Below are 23,153 nucleotides of genomic sequence, written 5' to 3'. Positions count from 1 at the left end.
CCGTTGTAGTACCCGTTGTATGACTGTCTCCAGCCGGCTCGGGTAACTTAGCTTGACACCCTACTTACTTTTCAACAATCGAAGAATCTGATTTCGTACCGGACTTGATACCGCAATGTGACCGGCCTCGCGCCATCGCCACGCGGAGATGTGCGGAACTGCCCTTAAACTTGCCGGGTGGGCATTCGTGCACCCCGTCGGTCGACCATCGCGCTCGCGGCTGCGGCCGCGCTCGCCTCGACGGGTTCTGCATACGTGGGGGCGCGCAACCTGCTGAGCGGGCAGGCCACACAGGCTCGCCAGATCATCCCCAAGTCCTGGGAAGTCCCGCCGCGCGCCGACGGCGTCTACACCCGCGGAGGCCGCCCCGTCGAGAAATGGCAACGCGGGGTGCCGTTCGACCTGCATCTGATGATCTTCGGCGACTCCACGGCCACCGGGTACGGCTGTCACGTCGCCGATGAGGTGCCCGGCGTGCTGATCGCGCGCGGGCTCGCCGAGGAATCCGGCAAGCGGATCAGGTTGAGCACCAAGGCGATCGTCGGCGCCACGTCCAAGGGGCTGTCGGGTCAGATCGACGCGATGTTCGTGACGGGCCCACCCCCGGACGCCGCCGTCGTGATGATCGGCGCCAACGACATTACCGCGGTCAACGGCATCGGCCCGTCGGCGCGGCGGCTGGGCGCAGCAGTGCGACGTTTGCGCGGCAGCGGTGCCGTCGTCGTGGTGGGGACGTGCCCGGACTTCGGAGTCATCACCGCGATTCCGCAGCCGCTGCGCTTGGTGGCCCGCACCCTCGGCCTGCAGCTGGCCCGCTCGCAGGCGGGCGCCGTCCGTGCCGCGGGCGGTGTCCCGGTGCCGTTCTCCGACCTGCTGGCCCCCGAATTCCTCCGGGCGCCCGAGGTTTTGTTCTCGCCCGACATGTTCCATCCGTCCGCGGCCGGATACTCCCTGGCCGCCACCCAACTGCTGCCCGCGCTGTGTAAGGCGTTGGGAGAGTTGACGAACGACACCACGACCGAGCCAGCACTGAAGTCGCGGTTGGCCGACGGGACCAACGTGATCTCGAGGCTCGGCGACGTCAGCCGGCTGTGGCGTCGCACAACGGGTGTACCCGCGCCGATCGTCGTACCCGCGACGAGCTAGTTTCTCCTTAGATTTCGTAGAGCCAATCAACATCAGGGAGCCGTCATGCCCGAAGCCGTCATCGTCTCGACCGCCCGCTCGCCGATCGGCCGCGCCTTCAAGGGTTCGCTGGCATCCATCCGGCCCGACGATCTGGCCACCCAGATGGTGCGGGCGGCGCTGGACAAGGTGCCCTCCCTCGACCCGCGCGACATCGACGACCTGATCATGGGCTGCGGCCAGCCTGCAGGCGAGTCGGGCTTCAACATCGGCCGCACCGTCGCCGTGCAGCTCGGCTACGACTTCCTGCCGGGCACTACGGTCAACCGGTACTGCTCGTCGTCGCTGCAGACCACCCGGATGGCGTTCCACGCGATCAAGGCCGGCGAGGGCGATGTGTTCATCTCCGCAGGCGTCGAGACCGTGTCGCGGTTCGGCAAGGGCAACGCCGACTCGTGGCCGGACACCAAGAACCCGTTCTACGACGAGGCAGGCAAGCGTTCGGAGGGCGCGTCGGCTGGCGCTGACGAATGGCACGACCCGCGTGCCGACGGCCTGATTCCCGACGTCTACCTCGCCATGGGGCAGACCGCCGAGAACGTCGTACTGAAGACCGGCATCAGCCGCGAGGATCAGGACCTCTGGGGCGTGCGCAGCCAGAACCGCGCAGAGGAGGCCATCAAGAACGGCTTCTTCGAGCGCGAGATCGTGCCGGTCACGCTGCCCGACGGGACCGTCGTGTCCAAGGACGACGGCCCGCGCGCTGGCACCACCTACGAGGCGATCAGCCAGCTCAAGCCGGTGTTCCGGCCGAACGGCACGGTCACTGCGGGCAACGCGTGTCCGCTGAACGACGGCGCCGCGGCCCTCGTCATCATGAGCGACACCAAGGCCAAGGAGCTGGGCCTGACGCCGCTGGCCCGCATCGTGTCGACGGCCGTGTCGGGGCTCTCGCCGGAGATCATGGGCCTTGGTCCGATCGAGGCGATCAAGAAGGCGCTGGCAAAGGCGGGCAAGCAGATCTCCGACATCGACCTCGTCGAGATCAACGAGGCGTTCGCCGTTCAGGTGATCGGCTCGGCGCGGGAACTCGGAATCGACGAGGACCGGCTGAACGTGTCCGGTGGCGCCATCGCGCTGGGTCACCCGTTCGGCATGACGGGTGCTCGCATCACCGCCACGCTGCTGAACAACCTTGCGACGCATGACAAGACGTTCGGTGTCGAGTCGATGTGCGTCGGCGGCGGCCAGGGCATGGCGATGGTGGTCGAGCGGCTGAGCTAGCCGCCCGCTCCCCCTTCCATCTCGCCGAGACTGCTGTCAGATCGCATTCCGTCGACTTTTCGCGATCTCACAGCAGTCTGGAGTCCCGGGCGCGGCGCACGCGGGCGATGATGCTGGCACGCCGATGGCCGGCGGCCACCCTGATCGTTGCCCAGCCGACACTGGCGATGTACTCATGCCGCACGATGTCATATCCGATCTGATCGGCGTGCTGGCTTCCGTCGTACTCGACGGCGACCATCGGATCGTCCCAACCCATATCGAGGTAATACAGCGGATCACCATCGGGGCCGCGCACCGGTATCTGTGTTCTCGGCCTCGGAAAACCCGCGTCGATGAGCAGAAGTCGAAGCCATGTCTCCTTTGGCGACTGGGCGCCCGAATCGTAGAGGTCGAGCGCGACTGCGAGCTGTCGCATACCACGTACGCCGGGGTGGCGGTCGGCAATGGCGAGCACGTCATCTGCCTTGAAACCGGTCGCATTGCCCAGGGCATCAAGGCGCGCTACCGCTTCGTCGACACGTCCCCGCCTACCGATGTCGAATGCCGTGCGTTCAGGTGTCGTCACCCTCAGATCGTCGAATGTCACGAATTCGCCTGCGTCAAGGCGAAAGTCGTAGGTCCTAAGGCCGTGAGGACGCCGGGCATTGGTCCACACCAACTCCACGGGCAGGCAGTCGTCGATCCACTTCGCGCCATGCAATCCCGCCGCCGTGAGGCCAGCGATGACGCCTTCTCTGTGCGACCAGAGCCAACCCGCGACCGCTCTCAGCTGCAGGGTCAGATCTACGTCAGCCCCGACGTACACGTCAGGGAAGACGGATCGAAAGCGCGACCTCAGTTCGTGTTTCCTGACCAGACCGGCGGCGAGCGCCTCGCTGCCGACGAAAGGGCGATCACGGATGTCCATGGCTCCACCGTGGGCCACACCAACGCCCGAAACTGCTGTCAGATCGCAATTTGTGGATAAATCGCGATCTGTGAGCAGTTTCGGCAGGGAGAGTATGGGGCGCCGCCGGCGGGGAGGCGGGGGGCGCCGCCGGCGGGCGGGGAGGGGGTGACGGCGGGCTCCATCACAGCACACGAAAAAGGGCGCCCGCAGTAGCGGACGCCCCTTCTCTAGGAGAGCTGCTAATCCCTTTGGAAGTAGCTCAGCAGCTGAAGGATCTCGATGTACAGCCAGACCAGCGTGACGGTCAGGCCGAGGGCGACGCCCCATGCGGCCTTCTCCGGCGCACCGGCGCGGATCATCTGATCGGCTGCGTCGAAGTCGAGCAGGAAGCTGAACGCCGCGATGCCAATGCAGACCAGCGAGAAGATGATCGCGATCGGGCCGCCGCTGCGCAGCCCCATGCCTTCACCGCCGCCGACACCGAACATGCCGAGCACCAGGTTGCCGAGCATCAGGACCAGCACGCCGAACATGGCCGCGACGAGCATCCTGGTGAACTTCGGCGTGACGCGGATGGCGCCGGTCTTGTAGACGACCAGCATGCCGAAGAACACTCCGAGAGTGCCAAGCACCGCCTGGAAGATCAGCGTTCCTGCGCTCGCACCCGACACGTAGACGTTGGCAAGGACGAACGAGAACGCGCCGAGGAACAAACCCTCGAGCGCGGCGTAGCTCAGCACGATCGCCGGGTTGTCCTGCTTGCGGCCGAAGGTCGCGATCAGCACCAGCGCCAGGCCACCGAGCGCGCCAACGAGCACGAACGGCATGGCCAGCGATAGGTTCTGCGCAACCAGGAAGTAGGAGACGACGGCGACCGCGGACAGCACAGCGAGCGTGATGCCGGTCTTGGTGACGACGTCATCGATGGTCAGCGGCCGGGAGACCCCGGTCTGCCGTTGATCTGGGTACTGCGTCGCGTATGGCTCTGCGTCACGTACCTGCTGGGCACCGTAGCCAGCGGCTCCGGTACCAAACTGCGCGTATCCGCCCTGCTGCCCCTTGGGCAGGGACCGGAATACCGGGTTGCTGCTCTCGCGCACCGTCGGATCCTCTCCTGTGCTGTGCTTCGCCTGCTGGCGAATACTCCAACAACGATCAGCGTGTCAGACAAGGTTCCCGCCGTCGACACTGAATCTGTGAGCTTTCTCAGCAAGACGCTACCCGTCGCGCGTCGGGCCAGGCCGACGCTCTAGATTGCTTAGCCGTGGCCGAAGAAAACGAGGACATCCTAGTAAGCGTCGACAACGGCGTCGGCATCTTGACGCTGAACCGGCCAAGGGCCATCAATTCGCTCACCCACGGCATGGTGACCGTCCTCGACAGCACGCTGACGGACTGGGAGAACGACGGTTCCGTTCACACCGTGCTGCTGACGGGCGCAGGCGAGCGTGGGTTGTGCGCAGGCGGCGACATCGTCGACGTCTACAACAGCGCCCGCGGCGATGGCGTCGAGGCGCGGACGTTCTGGCACGACGAGTACGTGCTCAACGCGCACATCGCCAGGTACTCCAAGCCCTACGTGGCAGTGATGGACGGCATCGTGATGGGCGGTGGCGTCGGTGTCAGCGCCCACGCAAGCGTCCGGGTCGTCACCGACAGCACGAAGATGGCCATGCCGGAGGTGGGCATCGGTCTCATTCCCGACGTGGGCGGCTCGTTCATCCTCTCGCGGGCGCCTGGTCGCCTCGGCTTACATGCCGCGTTGACGGGCGCTCCATTCAACGGTGCCGACGCCATCGCGTTGGGCTTCGCCGACCATTACGTGCCCCACGACGTGCTCGGTGAGTTCAAGAAGGCGATCATCGATGGTGGCATCGACGCCGCCCTCGCCGCCCATGCCATCGAGCCACCTCCGAGTTCACTACTTGCCCAACAGAACTGGATCGATCACTGCTACTCGGGCGAGACGCTGGCCGACATCGTCGCCGCACTGCGCGGTCACGACGCCGGGCCTGCCACCGACGCGGCCAACCTGATCGCTTCCCGCTCCCCCACCGCGGCATCCGTCGCACTCAAAGCGATCCGCCGCGCGGCCACGCTCGACACACTGGAAGACGTTCTGCGCCAGGAGTTCCGGACGCAGACCGCAGCATTGCTCTCACACGACCTCGTCGAGGGCATCCGCGCCCAGGTCATCGACAAGGACCGCAATCCGAAATGGTCACCGTCGTCGTTGGCCCAAGTCTCTACGGCCGACGTCGAGGCATACTTCAAACCGGCCGATCCCGACCTGACGTTCTAGGAGAACCATGAGTTACGAGACCATCCTGGTGACCCGCGAGGACCGCGTCGGCACCATCACGTTGAACCGGCCCAAGGCGCTCAACGCGCTCAACAGTAAGGTGATGGCCGAAGTCACCACGGCGGCGGCAGAATTCGATGCCGACGCAGGCATCGGCGCCATCATCATCACGGGTAACGAGAAGGCGTTCGCCGCGGGCGCGGACATCAAGGAGATGGCCGACCTGTCGTTCGGCGACGTGTTCGCCGCGAACTTCTTCGAGCCGTGGTCGAAGTTCGCCGCCACCCGCACCCCCACCATCGCCGCCGTCGCCGGTTATGCGCTCGGCGGCGGATGTGAGCTCGCGATGATGTGCGACCTCCTGATCGCCGCCGATACCGCCAAGTTCGGCCAGCCCGAGATCAAACTCGGTGTGCTGCCAGGCATGGGCGGATCGCAGCGGCTCACGCGCGCCATCGGCAAGGCCAAGGCGATGGACCTGATCCTGACCGGGCGCACCATCGACGCCGACGAGGCCGACCGCAGCGGCCTGGTGTCGCGGGTCGTGCCCGCCGACACTCTGCTCAGCGAGGCGAACGCCGTCGCCGCCACCATCGCGGGCATGTCGCTGTCGGCATCCCGGATGGCGAAGGAGGCCGTCAACCGCGCCTTCGAGTCGACCCTCGCCGAGGGCCTGCTCTACGAGCGTCGACTCTTCCACTCCGCCTTCGCCACCGATGACCAGACCGAGGGCATGGCCGCGTTCACCGAGAAGCGCCCGCCGAACTTCACACACCGATAAAGTGCGTTCGTGACAGACACGGACGCCAAGGCCGACGATCCGCCTGCGGCCGAACCGGAAGAGCCGACCGAACCGAAACCGACTCCGGCACCGGTGAAGCAAGACTGGTGGCTTCGCCACTACACGTTCTTCGGTACCGCCGTCGGGCTGGTGTTCATCTGGTTCTCGATGACGCCGTCGCTGCTGCCGCGCGGCCCGCTGTTCCAAGGCCTCGTGAGCGGCGCTGCCGGCGCAATCGGTTACGGCCTCGGCGTATTCGGCGTCTGGCTGGTCCGCTTCATGCGTTCCAAGGAAACCAGCCCGCCTGCGCCACGACGTGCCTGGTTGGGGCTGCTCGTGGTCGGCATCATCGGCCAGGTTCTCGCCATCGTCTGGTTTCACGTATGGCAGGACGAGATCCGCGACTTCATGGGCGTACCTCGGTTGGCCTTCTGGGATCACCCGCTGACCGGCGTCCTGTCGATCGTCGTCCTGTTCGCCTTCGTCGAGCTCGGTCAGCTGGTCGGCAAACTGGTGCGCTATCTGGTTCGACAGCTGGAACGCGTTGCACCACCCAGGGTTTCGGCGATCGTGGTCGTCGCCCTCCTCCTGGTCGTGGCCATCGCGCTGCTGAACGGCATCGTGGTTCGCTTCGCGATGAGCACCCTCAACAGCACCTTCGCATCGGTGAACGATGAGGAGGATCCCGACATCGCCGCGCCGACCTCGTCGCTGCGGTCGGGCGGGCCACAGTCGCTGGTCACCTGGTCGTCGCTGGGCCACCAGGGCCGGGTCTTCATGGCAAATGGTCCGACCGTCGACGAGCTGACGAAATTCAACGGCCCCAAGGCAATCGAACCGATCCGCACCTACGCAGGCCTGAACTCCGCCAACGGCATCAAGGCCACCGCAGAGTTGGCCGCCAGGGAGCTTCAGCGCACCGGCGGACTGAACCGCGCGGTCGTCGCGGTGGCCACCACGACGGGCACCGGCTGGATCAACGAGGCCGAGGCGTCCGCACTGGAGTACATGTACAACGGCAACACCGCGATCGTGTCGATGCAGTACTCGTTCCTGCCCAGTTGGCTGTCGTTCCTGGTCGACAAGGAGAACGCCCGCCAGGCCGGTCAGGCGCTTTTCGAGGCGGTCGACGCGTTGGTGCGCGAGATGCCCGAGAACACCCGCCCCAAGCTGGTGGTGTTCGGCGAGAGCCTGGGCTCGTTCGGCGGTGAGGCGCCCTTCCTGTCCCTGAACAACCTCATCGCACGCACTGACGGCGCACTGTTCTCCGGCCCGACGTTCCAGAACACCATCTGGACGGATCTGACCCGCAACCGCGACGAGGGCTCCCCGGAGTGGCTGCCCATCTACGACAAGGGCGAGAACGTGCGCTTCGCGGCGAAGGCCGCGAACCTCGACAGGCCCGCCGATCCGTGGGGCCAGCCGCGGGTCGTCTACCTGCAGCACGCCTCCGACCCCATCGCGTGGTGGAATCCGGACCTGCTGTTCACCAAGCCGGACTGGCTGCGCGAGCCCCGCGGCTACGACGTGTCGCCGCGGACGGAGTGGATTCCCATCGTGACGTTCCTGCAGGTGTCTGCCGATATGGCGGTGGCGGTCGACGTACCGGACGGGCACGGCCACGTCTACGTGCGCGACGTGGCCAATGCCTGGGCTGCGATCCTGCAGCCGCCGGGGTGGACGCCCGCCAAGACGGACAAGCTGCGCTTGCTGCTGCGCTCGGACGAGAACAGCTAATTCAGCGCAGCCAGGACGCCGACGGCCTTCAGGGCCTGGTAGCCACCGATCACGTCGGTGGCCGAGTGCAGGCCCAGGTCGACGAGCGAGGCCGCGGCAAGGCTCGACGTGTAGCCCTCGGAGCACAGCACGATCCACTCGACGTCGTCGCCGACCGCCTCGGGCAGTCGGGCGTCGCTGGTGGGGTCGAGGCGCCACTCGAGCACGTTGCGTTCGATGACCAGCGCAGCCGCGACATCACCTTCCTGCGCCCGTTGCGCCGCGGGCCGGATGTCGACGAGCAGCGCGCCGCGCTCCAGTGCACCAGGCACGTCGCGCGCCTCGATCCGCGTCAACTTGGCCCGCGCGGCCTCCAGCACGGCGTCAATACGGCTCAGCGGGCGGCTCGCCACTAGTCGCCTTCCGGTTTGTCTGTCAGCTCGGTGCGGTCGCGACGCAGCGTGTTCCGTTCGGTCACTTCGTAATACGACATCGCGGTCAGCGGCGGCGAGTAGGCGTGCACGCTCAGGGTGGGCCCTGCGACGTGCGTCGGCTCCGGCGACCACACCACGTCGTGCACCCAGCCAAGCGGGAAACCGGCCTGGTCGCCCGCAGTCAACCGTCGGCGCCGCAGGCGGTCGGCGTCCCACCGGGTCTCGGCCAGCGCCCCGGACACCACGGTGAGCGCTCCCAACGACCCGCCGTGGTCGTGCAGTTCGGTGGACTTGTCCGGCACCCAGCTGATCAGCCAGACGTCGAGTTCGTCGTCGCCGTGGAGCCGGGTGAACCACCGCTCGTCGATGGGCACGCCGCCGGCTGGCAGCAGGTGGTCGTAGCGACCGGACAGCACGTCGTCGGCGGCAGTGTCGGTGGTGTGCAAGAGGTCCGGCAACCGCAGGCGGGTCGGAGCGACGATGGACGGGGATGCGAGTGACATGGCGACACGAGCTCCAGAGAGAGGATGGACAGGGAGTCGGGCATCAAGCCCAACAACACTCCTGGCAGATGGTCCTCTCGATCACGCTGGCGAGTCTTGCATAGATTGACGGCATGCGCAGCTACCCGATCGTCGTCGTGACTGCCGCGACGGCGGTCCTTTCCGCCGTCCTCGCCGGCTGCTCGTCGGGGTCGGACGGCGGCAAGTCGTCGCCGTCGGCATCGACCTCCGCGGCACCAACGACGGTCACCACGAATCAGACCCACACCGCATTGCCGGGGGCCGTCGGCGTCTCCCCCAACGGCGTCACCACCGCTGTCGGGGCGCCCGCCGAATCGACCGAAGAAGAGTACTTCCAGGCCTGTCACGCCGCGAAGGTGTGGATGACGGAGCAGGGCGGTGACCAGAAGGCACAGTTCGAGCCGTACCTGGCCAGCGTGCAGTCGTCGGACGCGCCAAGTCCTGCCACCTTCAACATGCCGTGGTCGCAGCTCTCGCCGAACCGCCAAGCGGCGGTCATCGTCGCGGCCGAAGCCGCCGCCGACGACCTCTGCAGCTGAGTGCCCGCCGCGGCTGATCGCCGCCTTTAAATCACGACGGCTGGAATGCCGGTCCAGCGGGGCCTCGTCAGCCGCGGCTCGCACCCCCGGAAACCCCCGACACGCAGGCATTTAGCTCGACTACATGTAGTGGTGCCCATCACATAAATGGGTACAATGTGCTCCTCATCACTTGAAGGAGACTGTCGATGGTCGGATCTAAGAATGTCCCTGTCGGCCAGCGCCAGAACTCACTTCCTCGCGCCGCCCACGGATCGATCAACGGCACGAAAGTGTTGCTCGGCTTCGTTCTTCTCCTCATCGCGATCGCCTCGATCACCGGCATCGTCGTCGCCGCATCGAGCGGGCAGCCGCAGATCGCGCTGATCATCGGCCTGCTCTCGGCCGCGTTCTTCTGCCGCGTCGGCTGCTAGCCCACGCCCCAGACCAGACAGAACGTGTGTCCCGCCGGGTCGCGATAGACCCGGAAGTGGTCCTCGCCGACCGCATCGGTCACCCGCGTCGCCCCTAGCGCCAACACCTCTTGCTCGGCATCGTCGATGCCGGATACCGCGATGTCCAAGTGGAACTGCTGCGATCCGCGAGGGTCGGGAAACAGCGGCGCTTCGTGTTGCGGGCTGTACTGGAACGCCAACCTCCTGCCCGACGGCTCGTTGAGCACCACCCAGGTGTCGTCGTCGGCCTCCGGCACGCCGCCGAGCAGCCCGGCGTAGAAGTCGGCCAATCGGCGCGGGTCCCTGCAGTCGATCACCACCGAGCGAAGTGTTCCGATCATCTACCTCACATTGCCGCTTTCCGCGCATATCTAACGCGCATGATGGGGCCAAACCGACGATGCGGGGAGACGACGATGGACCTGACCAATGACACCGTGCTGATCACGGGCTCGAGCGGCGGGATCGGCGAGGAGTTCGCCCATCAGCTTGCGCAGCGCCGCGCGAACCTGGTGCTGGTCGCCCGTCGCCTCGACAAGCTCGAGGAGCTGCGCACCACACTGCTGGCGCGCCATCCCGACATCGAGGTCGACGTCATCGCGGCGGACCTGGCGCTGCCCGGTTCGGGCGCGAAGCTCGCCGAGCAGGTGGGCGATCGTCGCATCGACGTCCTCATCAACAACGCAGGCGTCGGCCTGCACGGCGACTTCGTCGATCAGGATCCCGAAAGCAACGCCGCGCAAATCCAGTTGAACTGCGGAACTCTCGTCGATCTCACGGCTCGCTTCCTCCCGGCGATGGTCCGGGCGCGCCACGGCGTGATCATCAACGTGGCCTCCACGGCGGCGTTTCAACCGACGCCGAGCATGTCGGTGTACGGCGCCACGAAGGCGTTCGTGCTGTCGTTCACCGAGGGGCTGTGGCAGGAGACGAAGGGCACGGGGGTGCGCGTGCTGACCCTATGCCCCGGCGCCACCGAGACCGAGTTCTTCGCGCGCACCGGGGAGGAGTTCCTGACCCGCGGGCGCCAGACCTCGAAACAGGTCGTCGACACCGCGCTCAAGGCCCTCGACAAGTCAAGTCCCACGGTCGTTTCCGGCCTGGCCAACTCCGTCCTCACGTTCTCCACCCGGTTCGTGCCGCGACAGGTGATGCCGTCGATATCACAGCGACTGATGAAGGCGAACTGACGGCCGGAGGGCAGACTATTGGCCATGCGCGTCGCCCTGTCACTCGGTAGCGGCGGCGCCCGCGGCTACGCACACATCGGCGTCATCAACGAATTGCGCGACCGTGGCCACGAAATCGTCGGCATTGCCGGTTCGTCGATGGGCGCACTGGTCGGCGGTCTGGAAGCCGCAGGCAAGCTCGACGAGTACGCCACCTGGGCAAGTTCGCTAACCCAGGGCGCGGTGCTGCGACTGCTCGATCCGTCGCTCACGTCGGCTGGGGTGTTGCGCGCCGAGAAGATCCTCGACGCGGTCCGCGAGATCCTCGGCGAGGTCGTAATCGAGGACCTCCCCATTCCCTATACCGCGGTGACGACGGATTTGATTGCGGGCAAGTCGGTCTGGCTGCAACGCGGGCCGGTCGACGACGCCATTCGTGCCTCGATCGCCATACCGGGACTGATCAAGCCCTACCTGCTCGACGGCCGCCTGCTCGCCGACGGCGGCATCCTCGACCCGCTTCCGATGGCTCCGATCGCAGCGGTCAACGCCGACCTGACGATCGCCGTAGGCCTCAGCGGCGGCGACCCCACCCGTCCCGACACCACTCCGGAGCCGAGTCCGACGGTCGACCTGCTCAACCGGATGTGGCGCAGCACAACGGCATTGCTCGACACCACCACGGCACGGACACTGCTCGACACGCCAACGGCGCGATCGGTTCTCGACCGATTCACCAACGACGGCATCGTCCCCGAGGATGACGACGTATCCGTGCCACGGCTTGGCAGCTTCGAGGTGATGAACCGCACGATCGACATCGCACAGGCCGCGCTGATGCGGCACACCATGGCCGCCTACCCGCCCGATCTCTTCATCGAGGTGCCCCGCACCACTTGCCGCAGCCTCGAGTTCCATCGCGCCGACGAGGTCATCGAGATCGGGCAGGAACTCGCGGCCGCCGCGCTCGACGCCCTCGGCTCAAGCCGTTAGGAACCGAGCGACGCGGCTGGCCTCGCGGCGCCCCTGCTCGCGTCCGGCGATGGCCGACGGGATCCGGCATGCCGGGTCGAGCGGATTGAGACCGAAGGCGGCGAGCGACGCGTCGTCGGCGAACACCGTCAGCGTCTCCCCGGGGAAGTCCGCGATCTCCGCGCCGGGACCGCCGCCGAACGGTGACGGCGAGTTCTCGCCCTGCGGCACCAGGACGACGAGGTCGTCGCAGTCACCGGCCGCCACCAGATTCACCGAGCTGCCCACCGCGCCGTCGATGAAGCGGCGGTCGCCGATCGTCACCGGTGGCCACACACCCGGCACCGCGCAACTGGCGGCGACCGCATCGACGAGGGACACCCCCGAGGCGCCGTCGAGGACGACCAGCTCTCCGGTGACGGCGTCGATGGCCGTCACGCGCAGCACCCTCTTGGGCCAGTCGTGCGACGGCAGCCGGTGCGCGATGACGGTGCGACGAACTCGCTCGGCGACGGTATCGGTGGCCAGTGCGATGGAGCCGATGCGTTGCAGTTTCTGTTCCGTGGTGGCGCCCGGCGTCATCATCGCGGTGACGAACAATGCGGCGATGTCCTCGACGTCGACGTCCGGGTCGATCTCGTGCGACTCCTCGGCGACCTGACGCGCGAAGAGCTCGTCGAGGCCTACACCGCTACCGAGCTGAGCCGCAACCGTCGAACCCGCCGACGAGCCGAGCAGCACGTCGGAGGCGAGCAACGCCTGCGCCGCGTCAGGAGCCTCGTCGGCGATGCCACACAGAATGCCCGTCTCCCATGCGATGCCAGCAAGTCCACCACCGGCCAGCACCAGTCCGCGCGTCGTCACGGGAAACGAGTGTGCCAGGTGAGGCAAACCACAGAAACTTCGACTGGCTAATGAACGAAGTTTCTCCTAGGCTCTGCAGCGGCGGCGCGTGAATTCTGCATGCCCAGAAGCGGTTTGGGCCGCCATAGCAAACGCTTCCGTCGTCGAACGCCCGGGTCGATCAGGAGGATGGTGTGCCGAAGCTCGCCGACGTGTTGCGCAGGACGCTGGGAGCAACCGCGATCGCGGTGCTGCTGCCCACGGTGATCGGGTTCCTTGGCGGTGCGGCGTCAGCGTCGGCGTTCTCCCGCGAGGGCTTGCCGATCGAGTACCTGCAGGTGCCCTCGGCGGCGATGGGACGCGACATCAAGGTCGAGTTTCAGGGCGGCGGCAAGCACGCGGTCTACCTGCTCGACGGCCTGCGGGCGCAGGACGACTTCAACGGCTGGGACATCAACACCGCGGCGTTCGAGTGGTACTACCAATCGGGACTGTCGTTGGTGATGCCGGTCGGCGGCGAGTCGAGTTTCTACACCGACTGGTATCAACCCGCCGTCGGCAACGGCACCACCCAGACCTACAAGTGGGAAACCTTCCTCACCGCGGAACTGCCCGCGTGGCTGGCGGAGAACAAGAACGTCTCGCAGAGCGGCAACGCGGTGGTCGGCCTGTCGATGGGTGGCGCGCCCGCCCTGATCTACGGGGCGTATCACCCCGACCGGTTCATCTACGCGGGCTCGCTCTCGGGGTTCGTGAATCTGTCGCAGGGCTGGTGGCCGCGGTTGGTCGGCATCGCGATGAACGACGGGGGCGGCTTCAAGTCCTCGGACATGTGGGGCCCGTCGAGCGACCCCGCATGGGCGCGCAACGACCCGACGCTGCAGATCCCCCTACTGGTCGCGAACGGGACCCGCATCTGGGTGTACTGCGGTGACGGCACGCCAGGTGATCTCGGCGCCAAGGGCAGCGGCTTCCTGGAAACCTCGACGCTGCAGAGCAACACGGCGTTCCGCGACCAGTACGTCGCCGCGGGCGGCACCAACGGCGTGTTCAACTTCCCGCCCTCGGGCACTCACGATTGGGCGTACTGGGGCTCGCAGTTGCAACAGATGAAACCGGACCTGCAGCGGGCGCTCGGAGCCAAAACGTAGGGTCGTCGCATGTCCGGTCGTCGCGCGCTCGCATCGGCCGCAGCCGTGGTCCTGCTCGTCGCAGGCGCCGCGCCGGCCGGCGCGCAACCACCCGCGCCGCCCGCGCCGATCGTCCCTACACCGGTCCAGCCCGCCAACATCGGCGACCTCAAGACCGACGCCACCCAGTACTACGACAGCGGCGCCTATCTGACCGATCTCCAAATTGCTGCGGCACCCGCGGTCGCGTGGGTCGACGAGGAGGCGCCGCGGGAAGACCGACCCGCGGTGGTGTTCGACATCGACGAGACCGCGCTCTCCAATTGGGAAGTCATCGAGGCCAACGACTTCGGCCGGGTCATCGACGGGCCGTGCATCGACCTGCCAAGGGGGCCGTGCGGTTGGCGGGCCTGGGACCTGACCGCCCGGTCATCCGTCATCGAGCCGACGATGGACGTCTTCACTGCGGCCCGCGACCGCGGCGCGGCCATCTTCTTCATCACTGGCCGCGACGAGTCCCAGCGTGCGGCCACCGAGCGCAACCTGGCAGAAGTCGGCTACACGGGATACACCCGGCTGATCATGGAGCCCGTTGGCGCGCACTTCGCCTCGGCGGCGGATTTCAAGGCTCCGCAGCGGGCCGACATCGAGGAACAGGGCTACACCATCATCGCGAACGTCGGTGATCAACCCTCGGATCTCGAGGGAGGTTTCGCCGAGCGGACCTATCTGCTACCCAACCCGTTCTATCGAATTCCCTAAAGGAGCGTCATGGCCGACACGATGAGGGCGCAGCGGTTCTACGCCGATACCAAGACCATTGCGGTGGAGGACGTTCCGATCCCGGAGCCCGGTCCCGGCGAGGTCCTGGTCAAGGTCGCGTTCTGCGGGATCTGTCACTCCGACCTGAGCCTGATCAATGGCACGTTCCCGTCGCAGCTGCCGGTGGTGACGCAGGGCCACGAGGCGTCGGGCACCGTCGCCAAGCTCGGACCCGGGGTGACCGGATGGGCCGAGGGCGATCGGGTGGTGGTCGCCGCAGGCCGGCCGTGCCTTGAGTGCGTGAACTGCCGTCGCGGCGACGTCTCGAACTGCCTGCGGATCCGGTTGATGGCGTTCGCCTACGACGGCGCCTGGGCGGAGTACACCGTGGCACAAGCCTTCGGCCTCACCAGGATTCCCGACAACGTGCCGCTGGAGCAGGCCGCCATCTTGGCCGACGCGGTGTCCACCCCATACGGCGCCGTCGTGCGGACGGCCAACGTCGGGATCGGCGAGTCCGTCGGGGTGTGGGGTGTTGGCGGCCTCGGCACCCACATGATCCAGTTGGCCCGCCTGGTCGGCGCCGCGCCGATCGTCGCCGTCGACATCAAGCCCGCCATTCTGGACCGGGCCCTCGCCGTCGGAGCCGACTACGCGTTCGACGCTCGCGACCCCGACCTGGCCACCAAGATCGCCGAGGCCACCGGTGGCCGCAACCTCGACGTCGCGTTCGACGCCGTGGGGCTGAAGTCGACGTTCGAGCAGGCGCTGAACAGCCTGACGGTAGGTGGCCGGCTGGTCGGCGTCGGGATGAGCGCCGACGCCCCCACGATCGGGCCGACCTCGATCTTCAACCTGTTCAAGCGGCAGGTGCTTGGCCACCTCGGCTACCAGAACGCCGACATCGGCACACTGGCGCAGCTGGTATCCCTCGGACGTCTGGACCTGTCGCACTCGATCAGCGCCGTGGTGCCCCTCGAGGACGTCGCGGCTGGCATCGAGAAGCTGGACAAGGCCGACGGCGACCCGATCCGGATCCTCGTCCAGCCATAGCGTTATCGGCCGAGCAATGACCTAGCGCAGGTGCGGCGCCGCCTTGCCACTGATGAGCGGTAGGTCCAGATAGGTGACGATGCCAGGTTCGGCCGCGCACACCGCGGGGACCGAGTTCACGCAGTGTGCCGCGGTCGCGACGATGCCGGACTCGGGTGGCTCGTCACCGAATTCGGATTGGAAGCCCTTGAAGCTCACGGTGATATCGGGATTGCCCTTCACCTCGATCTCGTAGCGCTGCCCCGCGGGACCGAAATTCCATGCGGGATCGAGGTTCTCCTCCCCCATGAACCAGTTCACGGTGACCCGGACGACGACCTCGTCGCCGACCAGTGCCTCCCAATGGAACTTCCTGGCCGCGACCTGACCCGGCTCGATGGCGCCCATCGGCGAGTCGATCGGCGCGGTCGCCACCGCGATCTCCTGCCGCGCGCGGATCTTCGGGTCGATGTTGAAACCCGCCTTGTCGACGATCATCTTCACCGACTGAATGAAGCCGCCGTCGAGCAGCTTCTGCATCGGGCCGGTCAGCGCCTTCTCCGGGGTGTCGCCGAAACCCATCACGTACCGCAGCACGTCGGGTGCTTCGTAGGTGCGCAGGTCGGAGAACTCCTCGGCCCGAACGAATGTCAGGCCGGTGGACATGATCGACATCATCAGCGGGAACTTGTCGCTGATGCCACCGGGTGCGATGCCGGTGCCGTGCAACGTGACGTCGCCTTCCAGGGCGGCCTCGCGGAGCGGTGCGCCTTCCTTCTCGCCGGGGTAGAACCACCCGACGGGGGTCACGACGTTCTTGCCGGATTTCAACAGCGCGGCCACCTCGTCGGGGTTGGGCATCAGTGGCGCGTAGATCACTGCGTCGGCGTCCAACGCGAGGATCGCACCGACGTCGTTGGTGGCGGTGACGCCGAGGGGGTCGACACCGATGATCTCGCCGACGTCCTTGCCGCTCTTGGCTTCCGAGTGCACCCAACAGCCGACCAGCTCGAGCTCGGGGTGCTCGAGCACACCCTTGATCGCGGCGACGCCGACCCCGCCCGTAGCCCACTGCACGACCCGCAACACCATGTCGAAGTCCCTTCCAAGGGGTTCAAAACTAGAACACGTTCTATTCAGATCTACACCACGCATCCACCGCAGGCGGCACAATCAGCGGTGATGAATCTCGACTTCGGCGTTCTCGGGCCGTTGCAGATGCGCGTCGACGGCGCACCACTGCCGTTGGGCACGCCCAAGCAACGGGCCGTGCTGGCAATGCTGGTGATGAGCCGCAACCGGCCGGTGAGCAGCGACTCACTGGTCACCGCAGCCTGGGAGCAATTTCCGCCGCCGGAGCCCAAGGCCAGCCTGCACTCGTATGTCTCCAACCTTCGCCGGTTGGTGGCAGGCGCAGGGCTCGACCCGAAGTCGGTCCTGGCCAGCGCACCCCCTGGCTACCGGCTGTCGGTCGCCGACGCACAGTGCGACATCGGCCGTTTCGTCGCACACAAGACCGCGGGCGTGCAGGCGGCCGCGGCGGGCCAGTTCGAGCAGGCCAGCAGGCACCTGCAGAGCGCCCTGGCCGAATGGCGCGGTCCCGTCCTCGACGACCTCCGCGACTTCGAGTTCGTCGACCCCTTCGCCACCGCGCTCATCGACGACAAGGTCGTGGCATACACCGCCCGCGCGGAGGCCGAGATCGCGTGCAACCGCGGCTATTCCGTCATCGGCGAGCTGGAGGGACTGGTCGCCGAACACCCGTACCGCGAGCCGTTGTGGACACAGCTGATCACCGCTTACTACCTGTCCGAGCGCCAGTCCGATGCGCTGGACGCCTACCAGCGGCTCAAGTCGACCCTGGCCGACGACCTGGGCATCGATCCTGGACCGTCGGTGCGGGCTCTGCACGGGCGAATCCTTCGGCAGGAGCCGCTCAACGTCAGGAAGGCCGCCCAGACCACGGCCGTGCACAAGAGCAGCAGCATCGACCTGCGCACCGCAGTCGGCACCCAAACCGCGACGGCCAGTCTGCGCGCCATCGAGGGGCCCGCCAGGGGAAGCATTCATCCGCTGGTCGCGGCGGCGACCCGAATCGGGCGGCTGTCCGACAACGACGTCGTCCTCGACGACGCCAGCGTCAGCCGCTACCACGCCGTCATCATCGACACCGGCACCAGCTATGTGATCACCGACCTGCGTTCGGCGAACGGGGTGGACGTCGGTGGCCAGCGGATACGCGGCACCGCGACCCTCGAGCACGGGGATCGCGTCCGCATCTGCGACCACGAATTCGTCTTCGAGATCGGCCAGCCCCCGTCGCCGCCGGGTGGTTCCGACGTCATGCCCACCGCTACGCATTAGGGTTTAGCTGGCACGACACCCAGGGGGGAAACGCGTGGTGGTTCGAGGAGACGGCACATGAGCGGGCCGACGTCGCGGGAGGGCACCCAGTTCGGGCCTTACCGTCTGCTGCGGCTGATCGGCAAGGGCGGGATGGGCGAGGTCTACGAGGCCGAGGACACCGTCAAGGACCGCGTCGTCGCGTTGAAGCTGCTGCCAGAAAGCATGTCCCACGACCCGGTGTTCCGCAAACGGCTGCAACGCGAAGCGCATTCGGCCGGACGTCTACAGGAGCCGCACGTCGTGCCGATCCACGATTACGGCGAGATCGACGGCGTGCTGTACGTCGACATGCGCATGATCAACGGCTCCGACCTGCGCAAGATCCTGAAGAACTTCGGGCCGATGACGCCGGCGCGGGCGGTGGCCATCGTGCGCCAGATCGCGTCCGCTCTGGACGCGGCGCACGAGGGCGGCGTCATGCACCGCGACGTCAAACCCGAGAACGTCCTGGTCAATCGCGACGACTTCGCGTATCTGGTGGACTTCGGCATCGCCAACGCGGCCAGTGACGAGAAGCTGACCGAGCTGGGCACGGCGGTGGGCACCTACGCCTACATGGCGCCGGAGCGGTTCACCGCCGGCGAGGTCACCTACCGCGCCGACATCTACGCGCTCGCGTGCGTGCTGCACGAGTGCCTGACGGGGTCGCAGCCCTTCGTCGGCGACAGCGTCAGCATGGTCATCACCGCACATCTGATGAATGACATCCCGCGCCCGAGCGTCGAGCGTCCCGGTATCCCCGCCGCCTTCGACCAGGTGGTCGCCAGGGGCATGGCCAAGAAGCCCGACGATCGCTTCGCCTCCGCAGGCGATCTGGCGATGTCGGCCACCGATGCGTTGACCGCCCGCGACCAGGATCAGGCCGAGACCATCCTGCAGCGCGGCGCGGCGGCCACGATGCCGGGGATGGCGATGGGCTCGGCGGCCACCATGGCCGCGCACCCGCCCACCCCACCGCCGTTTGGTGCCACCCCGCCTCCTGGGATGCCACCGCCGCCGCCGTTCGGCGCGACCCCGACGCCGGGTTACCCGCCACCGATTCCGTATGGCGCCACCCCGGCATCGTTCGCGGCGACCCCACCGCCGCCCCAGCAGTACGGGTTCACCGCGCCTCCCGCGCCGCCGACCGGTCCCCCTGGCGTTTCTTCGTGGCCCCCGCCCCCGCCGCCCGGCGGGACTCCGCCAGGCCAGAAGCCGAAGGGTGGCAGCAAGGGGCCGTTGATCGCGATCGGCGCACTCGTCGGCGTTCTCGTGCTTACCCTTGCCGCGATCGTCGTCTTCTTCCTCGTCAAGTCCGACGACAAGAAGGCGGGTCCGACGATGCCCACCGCGTCCACCTCGAAGACCCCAGAGCGCTCGACGACCACGCGGACGAGGACCACCACCGAGCCAACGCCGACGGAGGACCCGGGCTCGTTCCAGGCCAAGCTGATGGCGCTCATCCCGGACGGCTATCCGACCAGCGTGTGCGAGGCGGCCAGCCCGCCCTCGCCGGGAGCGCTGGCGACCATCGACTGTAAGAAGTCCGTCCAGCCAGGAGGTCCGGAGGCGGCGCGATACTCGATCTTCGCCGACAAGGACCAGTTGACCCTGCACTTCAACGAGTCGATGCAGGAGAACGAGGAGGTGCTGCGCTGCCCGGGTGCGGACGCCGATTCGCCGATCGACTGGAACTTCAAGGCCAAACCCGACGAGGTCGCTGGCCAGGTGGCGTGCGGCACCTACCAGGGCAATGCCGACGTCCTGTGGACGCAGTACGACGAGCTCATGCTGGCCGACGTGCAGAGCACCGACATGGCCGGCTTGCACGACTGGTGGTTGAACTACAGCTGATCGGGTCCCGTTGTTGACGGGTGTCAGGCGCGCGCTATGTTCGAGGAAACCGCAGCGTAGCGAAGGGACCACCAGCCAATGCCCAATAAGGTTTTCGTCGTCGGCGTCGGGATGACCAAGTTCGAGAAGCCGGGTCGCCGCGAGGGGTGGGACTACCCGCAGATGGCCAAGGAGTCCGGTACCAAGGCGTTGGAGGATGCGGGCATCGAGTACGGCGCCGTGCAGCAGGGCTACGTCGGGTACTGCTCAGGCGACTCGACCTCGGGCCAGCGGGCGCTCTACGAGCTCGGCATGACGGGCATCCCGATCGTCAACGTCAACAACAACTGCTCGACCGGATCCACGGCGCTGTACCTTGCCGCGCAGTCGATTCGGGGCGGGCTTGCCGACTGCGTGATTGCGTTGGGCTTCGAGAAGATGCAGCCGGGCTCACTGGGCGGTGGCGCCGAGGACCGCGAGAGCCCGCTTGGCAAGCACGTCAAGGCGCTGGCAGAGATCGACGAGTTCGCGTTTCCGGTGGCGCCGTGGATGTTTGGGGCTGCGGGCCGCGAGCACATGAAGAAATTTGGAAGCACTGCTGAGCATTTTGCGAAGATCGGCTACAAGAACCACAAGCACTCGGTGAACAACCCGTACGCCCAGTTCCAGGAGGAGTACTCGCTTGAGGACATCCTTGGCGCCAGGATGATCTCCGATCCGCTGACCAAGCTGCAGTGCTCGCCGACGTCGGACGGCTCTGGTGCGGCGATCGTGGTCAGCGAGAAGTTCGTCGACGACCACGGGCTGGCCAGTCAGGCCGTCGAGATCGTCGGGCAGGCGATGACCACCGACTTCGCAAGCACCTTCGACGGCAGCGCCGCCAACATCATCGGCTACGACATGAACGTGCAAGCCGCCCAACAGGTTTACGACCAGTCGGGACTCGGCCCCGCGGACTTCCAGGTCATCGAGCTGCACGACTGCTTCTCGGCCAACGAGCTCCTTCTGTACGAAGCGCTTGGCCTGTGCGGCGAGGGCGAGGCGCCCAAGCTGATCGACGACGGCGACACCACGTACGGCGGTCGCTGGGTGGTCAATCCGTCGGGCGGTCTGATCTCCAAGGGCCACCCGCTGGGCGCGACGGGGCTGGCGCAGTGCGCCGAGCTGACCTGGCAGCTACGCGGCACCGCGGACAAGCGTCAGGTCGACGGCGTCACCGCCGCGCTGCAGCACAACATCGGCCTCGGCGGCGCGGCCGTCGTGACGGCCTACCAGCGCGCCGAACGCTAGTCGCGGGACTCGATCACCTCGTAGGCGCCGTCGGCGTGCCGCGCGCGGATGGTCTTCTTGTCGTACTTGCCGACGCTGGTCCGTGGTACCTGATCGACGAACGTCCAGCGTTCGGGTAGCCACCAGCGAACCACCTTGTCCGCCAGGAACTCCCGCAGCTCTTGCGGAGTGACTTGGGCGCCCTGCTCCAGGACGACGGCGGCCAGCGGACGTTCCTGCCATCGTTCGTCGGGCACCGCAACGACGGCGACTTCCAGGACTGCCGGGTGGGCGATCAGGTGGTTCTCCAGTTCCACCGATGAAATCCATTCACCACCAGATTTGATGACGTCCTTCGCACGGTCGGTCAGCGTCACGTATCCGAGCGGGTCCACCCGGCCGACGTCGCCCGTGCGCAGCCAGCCCTTGTCGAACTTCGACTGGTCGTGCCCGCGGTAGTAGGCACCGGTGATCCACGGGCCGCGCACCTCGATTTCGCCGACCGCCTTGCCGTCGTGCGGCAACGGATTGTCGTCTTCGTCGACGATGCGCACCTCGACACCGCACACGACCTTGCCCTGCGTGGCCCGCAACGCCCAGTGTTCGTCCCCCGACGTCCCGGCCGGCGGCCAGGCCAGGGTGGCCAGCGGCGACGTCTCGGTCATCCCCCAGCCCTGGATGATCTGCACGCCGTGGTCTTGCTCGAACGTCTTCATCATCGACAGCGGCACGGCCGAACCACCGCAGGTGACCAGGCGTAGGGACGAGATGTCGCGCCCGGGCGCCTTGGCCAGGCAGTGGATCACGTCGTTCCAGATCGTCGGCACCGCACACGAGACGGTCGGGCGCCGCGTCGCGATCAGGTCGATCAACGAAGGGGCGTCCATGTACCGGTCCGGCAGCACCAGGTCGGCACCCGCCATCATCGCGGCATACGGCAGCCCCCATGCGTTGGCGTGGAACATCGGTACGATCGGCAGCGCGGAATCGCTGAAGCCGAGGCCCATTCCGTTGGCGGTGCACACCATCATCGAGTGCAAATAGCTCGAACGGTGACTGTAGACAACCCCTTTCGGATTCCCGGTGGTGCCGCTGGTGTAACACATGGCGGCCGCGGAGGTTTCGTCGAGGACGGGCCAGTCGAACTTCGGGGATTGACCGGACAGCAACTCGTCGTAGCGCAGCACCGTCTTGCCGGACGCGGTCAGTGGCGCGAGATCGCCTTCGCCGACGGCGATCACGGTATGCACCGTGTCGAGTAGCGGCAGCACCGGGGCTAGTTGGGCGATCAACGACAGATCGGCGATGATCACCGTGTCCTCGGCCTCGTTGGCGATGTAGGCGATCTGTTCGGGCGAGAGCCGGATGTTGAGCGTGTGCAGCACCGCTCCCATCGACGGCGCGGCCAAATAGGCGGCAAGGTGTTCGGCGTTGTTCCACATGAACGTGGCTACCCGCTCGTCGCCGGTGATGCCGAGCCCACGCAGCGCGTTGGCCAGCCGGCCCACCTGCTCACCTAGTTCGCGGTAGGTGATCGTGCGGTAGCGACCGTCGCCCATCGCGGTGGTGACGGTGCGGTCACCGTTCACGCGACAGGCGTGGCGCAGGATCGTAGTGACGGTCAACGGGACGTCCTGCATCGTGCTGCGCATGTCGATTCGCCTCTGCTTCGCGTTGTGCTGTCGTTGGGCGCGATGGTAGTGCGGGCTGATGGCGATGTCGGCGAA

General features: G+C 66.8%; 23 protein-coding genes. 15 read left to right on the top strand and 8 right to left on the bottom strand.

Features of this window, described 5'->3' with window-relative positions:
* Positions 1 to 177 precede the first annotated feature (177 nt).
* Both HNP02_RS33780 and HNP02_RS33775 read left to right on the top strand, forming a co-directional pair.
* Positions 178 to 1,146: an SGNH/GDSL hydrolase family protein gene (locus HNP02_RS33780; RefSeq protein WP_184445031.1), complete on the top strand. Its 969-nt coding sequence runs from the start codon at positions 178 to 180 to the stop codon at positions 1,144 to 1,146.
* 45 nt (positions 1,147 to 1,191) lie between these two features.
* Complete coding sequence (locus HNP02_RS33775) at positions 1,192 to 2,409, top strand: acetyl-CoA C-acetyltransferase (protein WP_184445030.1); 1,218 nt, start codon at positions 1,192 to 1,194, stop codon at positions 2,407 to 2,409.
* Positions 2,410 to 2,476: 67 nt separating this feature from the next.
* Here HNP02_RS33775 and HNP02_RS33770 read toward each other — a convergent pair whose 3' ends face one another.
* Both HNP02_RS33770 and HNP02_RS33765 read right to left on the bottom strand, forming a co-directional pair.
* Positions 2,477 to 3,319 carry a DUF559 domain-containing protein gene (locus tag HNP02_RS33770; protein ID WP_184445029.1) on the bottom strand — a complete coding sequence of 281 codons (843 nt, stop codon included), beginning with the start codon at positions 3,317 to 3,319 and terminating at the stop codon, positions 2,477 to 2,479.
* A 221-nt stretch (positions 3,320 to 3,540) separates the two neighbouring features.
* Positions 3,541 to 4,401, bottom strand: coding sequence for a Bax inhibitor-1/YccA family protein (locus tag HNP02_RS33765; RefSeq protein WP_184445028.1), 861 nt, complete (start codon positions 4,399 to 4,401; stop codon positions 3,541 to 3,543).
* A 164-nt stretch (positions 4,402 to 4,565) separates the two neighbouring features.
* Between HNP02_RS33765 and HNP02_RS33760 the strand changes: the two genes are divergently transcribed.
* The 3 genes from HNP02_RS33760 to HNP02_RS33750 are packed head-to-tail and all read left to right on the top strand — an operon-like array spanning position 4,566 to position 8,121.
* The gene (locus HNP02_RS33760) at positions 4,566 to 5,603 is read left to right on the top strand and encodes an enoyl-CoA hydratase/isomerase family protein (RefSeq protein WP_184445027.1); all 1,038 of its coding nucleotides are present in this window, start codon (positions 4,566 to 4,568) and stop codon (positions 5,601 to 5,603) included.
* Positions 5,604 to 5,610: 7 nt separating this feature from the next.
* The gene (locus tag HNP02_RS33755) at positions 5,611 to 6,384 is read left to right on the top strand and encodes an enoyl-CoA hydratase (RefSeq protein ID WP_184445026.1); all 774 of its coding nucleotides are present in this window, start codon (positions 5,611 to 5,613) and stop codon (positions 6,382 to 6,384) included.
* A 9-nt stretch (positions 6,385 to 6,393) separates the two neighbouring features.
* Positions 6,394 to 8,121 (top strand): alpha/beta-hydrolase family protein, encoded by a 1,728-nt coding sequence (locus tag HNP02_RS33750; RefSeq protein ID WP_184445025.1) that lies wholly within the window; start codon positions 6,394 to 6,396, stop codon positions 8,119 to 8,121.
* Here HNP02_RS33750 and HNP02_RS33745 read toward each other — a convergent pair.
* Together HNP02_RS33745 and HNP02_RS33740 are read right to left on the bottom strand one after the other, a co-directional pair.
* The gene (locus HNP02_RS33745; protein WP_184445125.1) at positions 8,118 to 8,498 is read right to left on the bottom strand and encodes a rhodanese-like domain-containing protein; all 381 of its coding nucleotides are present in this window, start codon (positions 8,496 to 8,498) and stop codon (positions 8,118 to 8,120) included. The genes HNP02_RS33750 and HNP02_RS33745 overlap by 4 nt on opposite strands.
* 14 nt (positions 8,499 to 8,512) lie before the next feature.
* Positions 8,513 to 9,037: a cysteine dioxygenase family protein gene (locus tag HNP02_RS33740; protein ID WP_184445024.1), complete on the bottom strand. Its 525-nt coding sequence runs from the start codon at positions 9,035 to 9,037 to the stop codon at positions 8,513 to 8,515.
* 113 nt (positions 9,038 to 9,150) lie between these two features.
* Here HNP02_RS33740 and lpqV point away from each other — a divergent pair, with 113 nt between their 5' ends.
* A complete protein-coding gene (gene lpqV, locus HNP02_RS33735; protein ID WP_184445023.1) occupies positions 9,151 to 9,597 on the top strand; it encodes a lipoprotein LpqV in 447 nt (148 codons plus the stop codon).
* Between the two features lie 188 nt (positions 9,598 to 9,785).
* Complete coding sequence (locus HNP02_RS33730; RefSeq protein ID WP_184445022.1) at positions 9,786 to 10,010, top strand: hypothetical protein; 225 nt, start codon at positions 9,786 to 9,788, stop codon at positions 10,008 to 10,010.
* On the opposite strand, the gene HNP02_RS33725 is transcribed toward HNP02_RS33730, so the two are convergent.
* Entirely contained in the window at positions 10,007 to 10,372 is a 366-nt protein-coding gene (locus tag HNP02_RS33725) for a VOC family protein (RefSeq protein WP_184445021.1), read from the bottom strand. The genes HNP02_RS33730 and HNP02_RS33725 overlap by 4 nt on opposite strands.
* 75 nt (positions 10,373 to 10,447) lie before the next feature.
* On the opposite strand from HNP02_RS33725, the gene HNP02_RS33720 reads away from it, so the two are divergent.
* Both HNP02_RS33720 and HNP02_RS33715 read left to right on the top strand, forming a co-directional pair.
* Positions 10,448 to 11,221: an SDR family oxidoreductase gene (locus tag HNP02_RS33720; RefSeq protein ID WP_184445020.1), complete on the top strand. Its 774-nt coding sequence runs from the start codon at positions 10,448 to 10,450 to the stop codon at positions 11,219 to 11,221.
* Positions 11,222 to 11,245: 24 nt separating this feature from the next.
* The gene (locus HNP02_RS33715; RefSeq protein WP_184445019.1) at positions 11,246 to 12,193 is read left to right on the top strand and encodes a patatin-like phospholipase family protein; all 948 of its coding nucleotides are present in this window, start codon (positions 11,246 to 11,248) and stop codon (positions 12,191 to 12,193) included.
* On the opposite strand, the gene HNP02_RS33710 is transcribed toward HNP02_RS33715, so the two are convergent.
* The gene (locus HNP02_RS33710; RefSeq protein WP_184445018.1) at positions 12,182 to 13,036 is read right to left on the bottom strand and encodes a patatin-like phospholipase family protein; all 855 of its coding nucleotides are present in this window, start codon (positions 13,034 to 13,036) and stop codon (positions 12,182 to 12,184) included. The genes HNP02_RS33715 and HNP02_RS33710 overlap by 12 nt on opposite strands.
* A 173-nt stretch (positions 13,037 to 13,209) precedes the next feature.
* Between HNP02_RS33710 and HNP02_RS33705 the strand changes: the two genes are divergently transcribed.
* From HNP02_RS33705 to HNP02_RS33695, 3 genes are read left to right on the top strand one after another with little or no spacing between them, the layout of a single operon-like run.
* Entirely contained in the window at positions 13,210 to 14,166 is a 957-nt protein-coding gene (locus HNP02_RS33705; RefSeq protein WP_184445017.1) for an esterase family protein, read from the top strand.
* A 9-nt stretch (positions 14,167 to 14,175) separates the two neighbouring features.
* Complete coding sequence (locus tag HNP02_RS33700) at positions 14,176 to 14,907, top strand: HAD family acid phosphatase (protein WP_184445016.1); 732 nt, start codon at positions 14,176 to 14,178, stop codon at positions 14,905 to 14,907.
* Between the two features lie 9 nt (positions 14,908 to 14,916).
* Positions 14,917 to 15,960: a zinc-binding dehydrogenase gene (locus HNP02_RS33695; protein WP_184445015.1), complete on the top strand. Its 1,044-nt coding sequence runs from the start codon at positions 14,917 to 14,919 to the stop codon at positions 15,958 to 15,960.
* A 21-nt stretch (positions 15,961 to 15,981) separates the two neighbouring features.
* Here the strand turns inward: HNP02_RS33695 and HNP02_RS33690 are convergent, their stop codons facing one another.
* The gene (locus HNP02_RS33690; protein ID WP_184445014.1) at positions 15,982 to 17,031 is read right to left on the bottom strand and encodes a dihydrodipicolinate reductase; all 1,050 of its coding nucleotides are present in this window, start codon (positions 17,029 to 17,031) and stop codon (positions 15,982 to 15,984) included.
* A gap of 90 nt (positions 17,032 to 17,121) precedes the next feature.
* Here HNP02_RS33690 and HNP02_RS33685 point away from each other — a divergent pair, with 90 nt between their 5' ends.
* The 3 genes from HNP02_RS33685 to HNP02_RS33675 all read left to right on the top strand — a co-directional run bounded on the left by HNP02_RS33685 (position 17,122) and on the right by HNP02_RS33675 (position 21,447).
* The gene (locus HNP02_RS33685) at positions 17,122 to 18,303 is read left to right on the top strand and encodes a BTAD domain-containing putative transcriptional regulator (RefSeq protein ID WP_184445013.1); all 1,182 of its coding nucleotides are present in this window, start codon (positions 17,122 to 17,124) and stop codon (positions 18,301 to 18,303) included.
* A gap of 57 nt (positions 18,304 to 18,360) precedes the next feature.
* A complete protein-coding gene (locus HNP02_RS33680) occupies positions 18,361 to 20,178 on the top strand; it encodes a serine/threonine-protein kinase (RefSeq protein WP_184445012.1) in 1,818 nt (605 codons plus the stop codon).
* Between the two features lie 78 nt (positions 20,179 to 20,256).
* Complete coding sequence (locus tag HNP02_RS33675) at positions 20,257 to 21,447, top strand: lipid-transfer protein (RefSeq protein WP_184445011.1); 1,191 nt, start codon at positions 20,257 to 20,259, stop codon at positions 21,445 to 21,447.
* On the opposite strand, the gene HNP02_RS33670 is transcribed toward HNP02_RS33675, so the two are convergent.
* Positions 21,444 to 23,078: a fatty acid--CoA ligase gene (locus HNP02_RS33670; RefSeq protein WP_184445124.1), complete on the bottom strand. Its 1,635-nt coding sequence runs from the start codon at positions 23,076 to 23,078 to the stop codon at positions 21,444 to 21,446. The genes HNP02_RS33675 and HNP02_RS33670 overlap by 4 nt on opposite strands.
* Positions 23,079 to 23,153 lie beyond the last annotated feature (75 nt).

This window comes from Mycobacterium sp. AZCC_0083 (assembly GCF_014202335.1).
Lineage (GTDB): Bacteria > Actinomycetota > Actinomycetes > Mycobacteriales > Mycobacteriaceae > Mycobacterium.
This window is presented reverse-complemented; position numbering and strand designations above follow the sequence as displayed.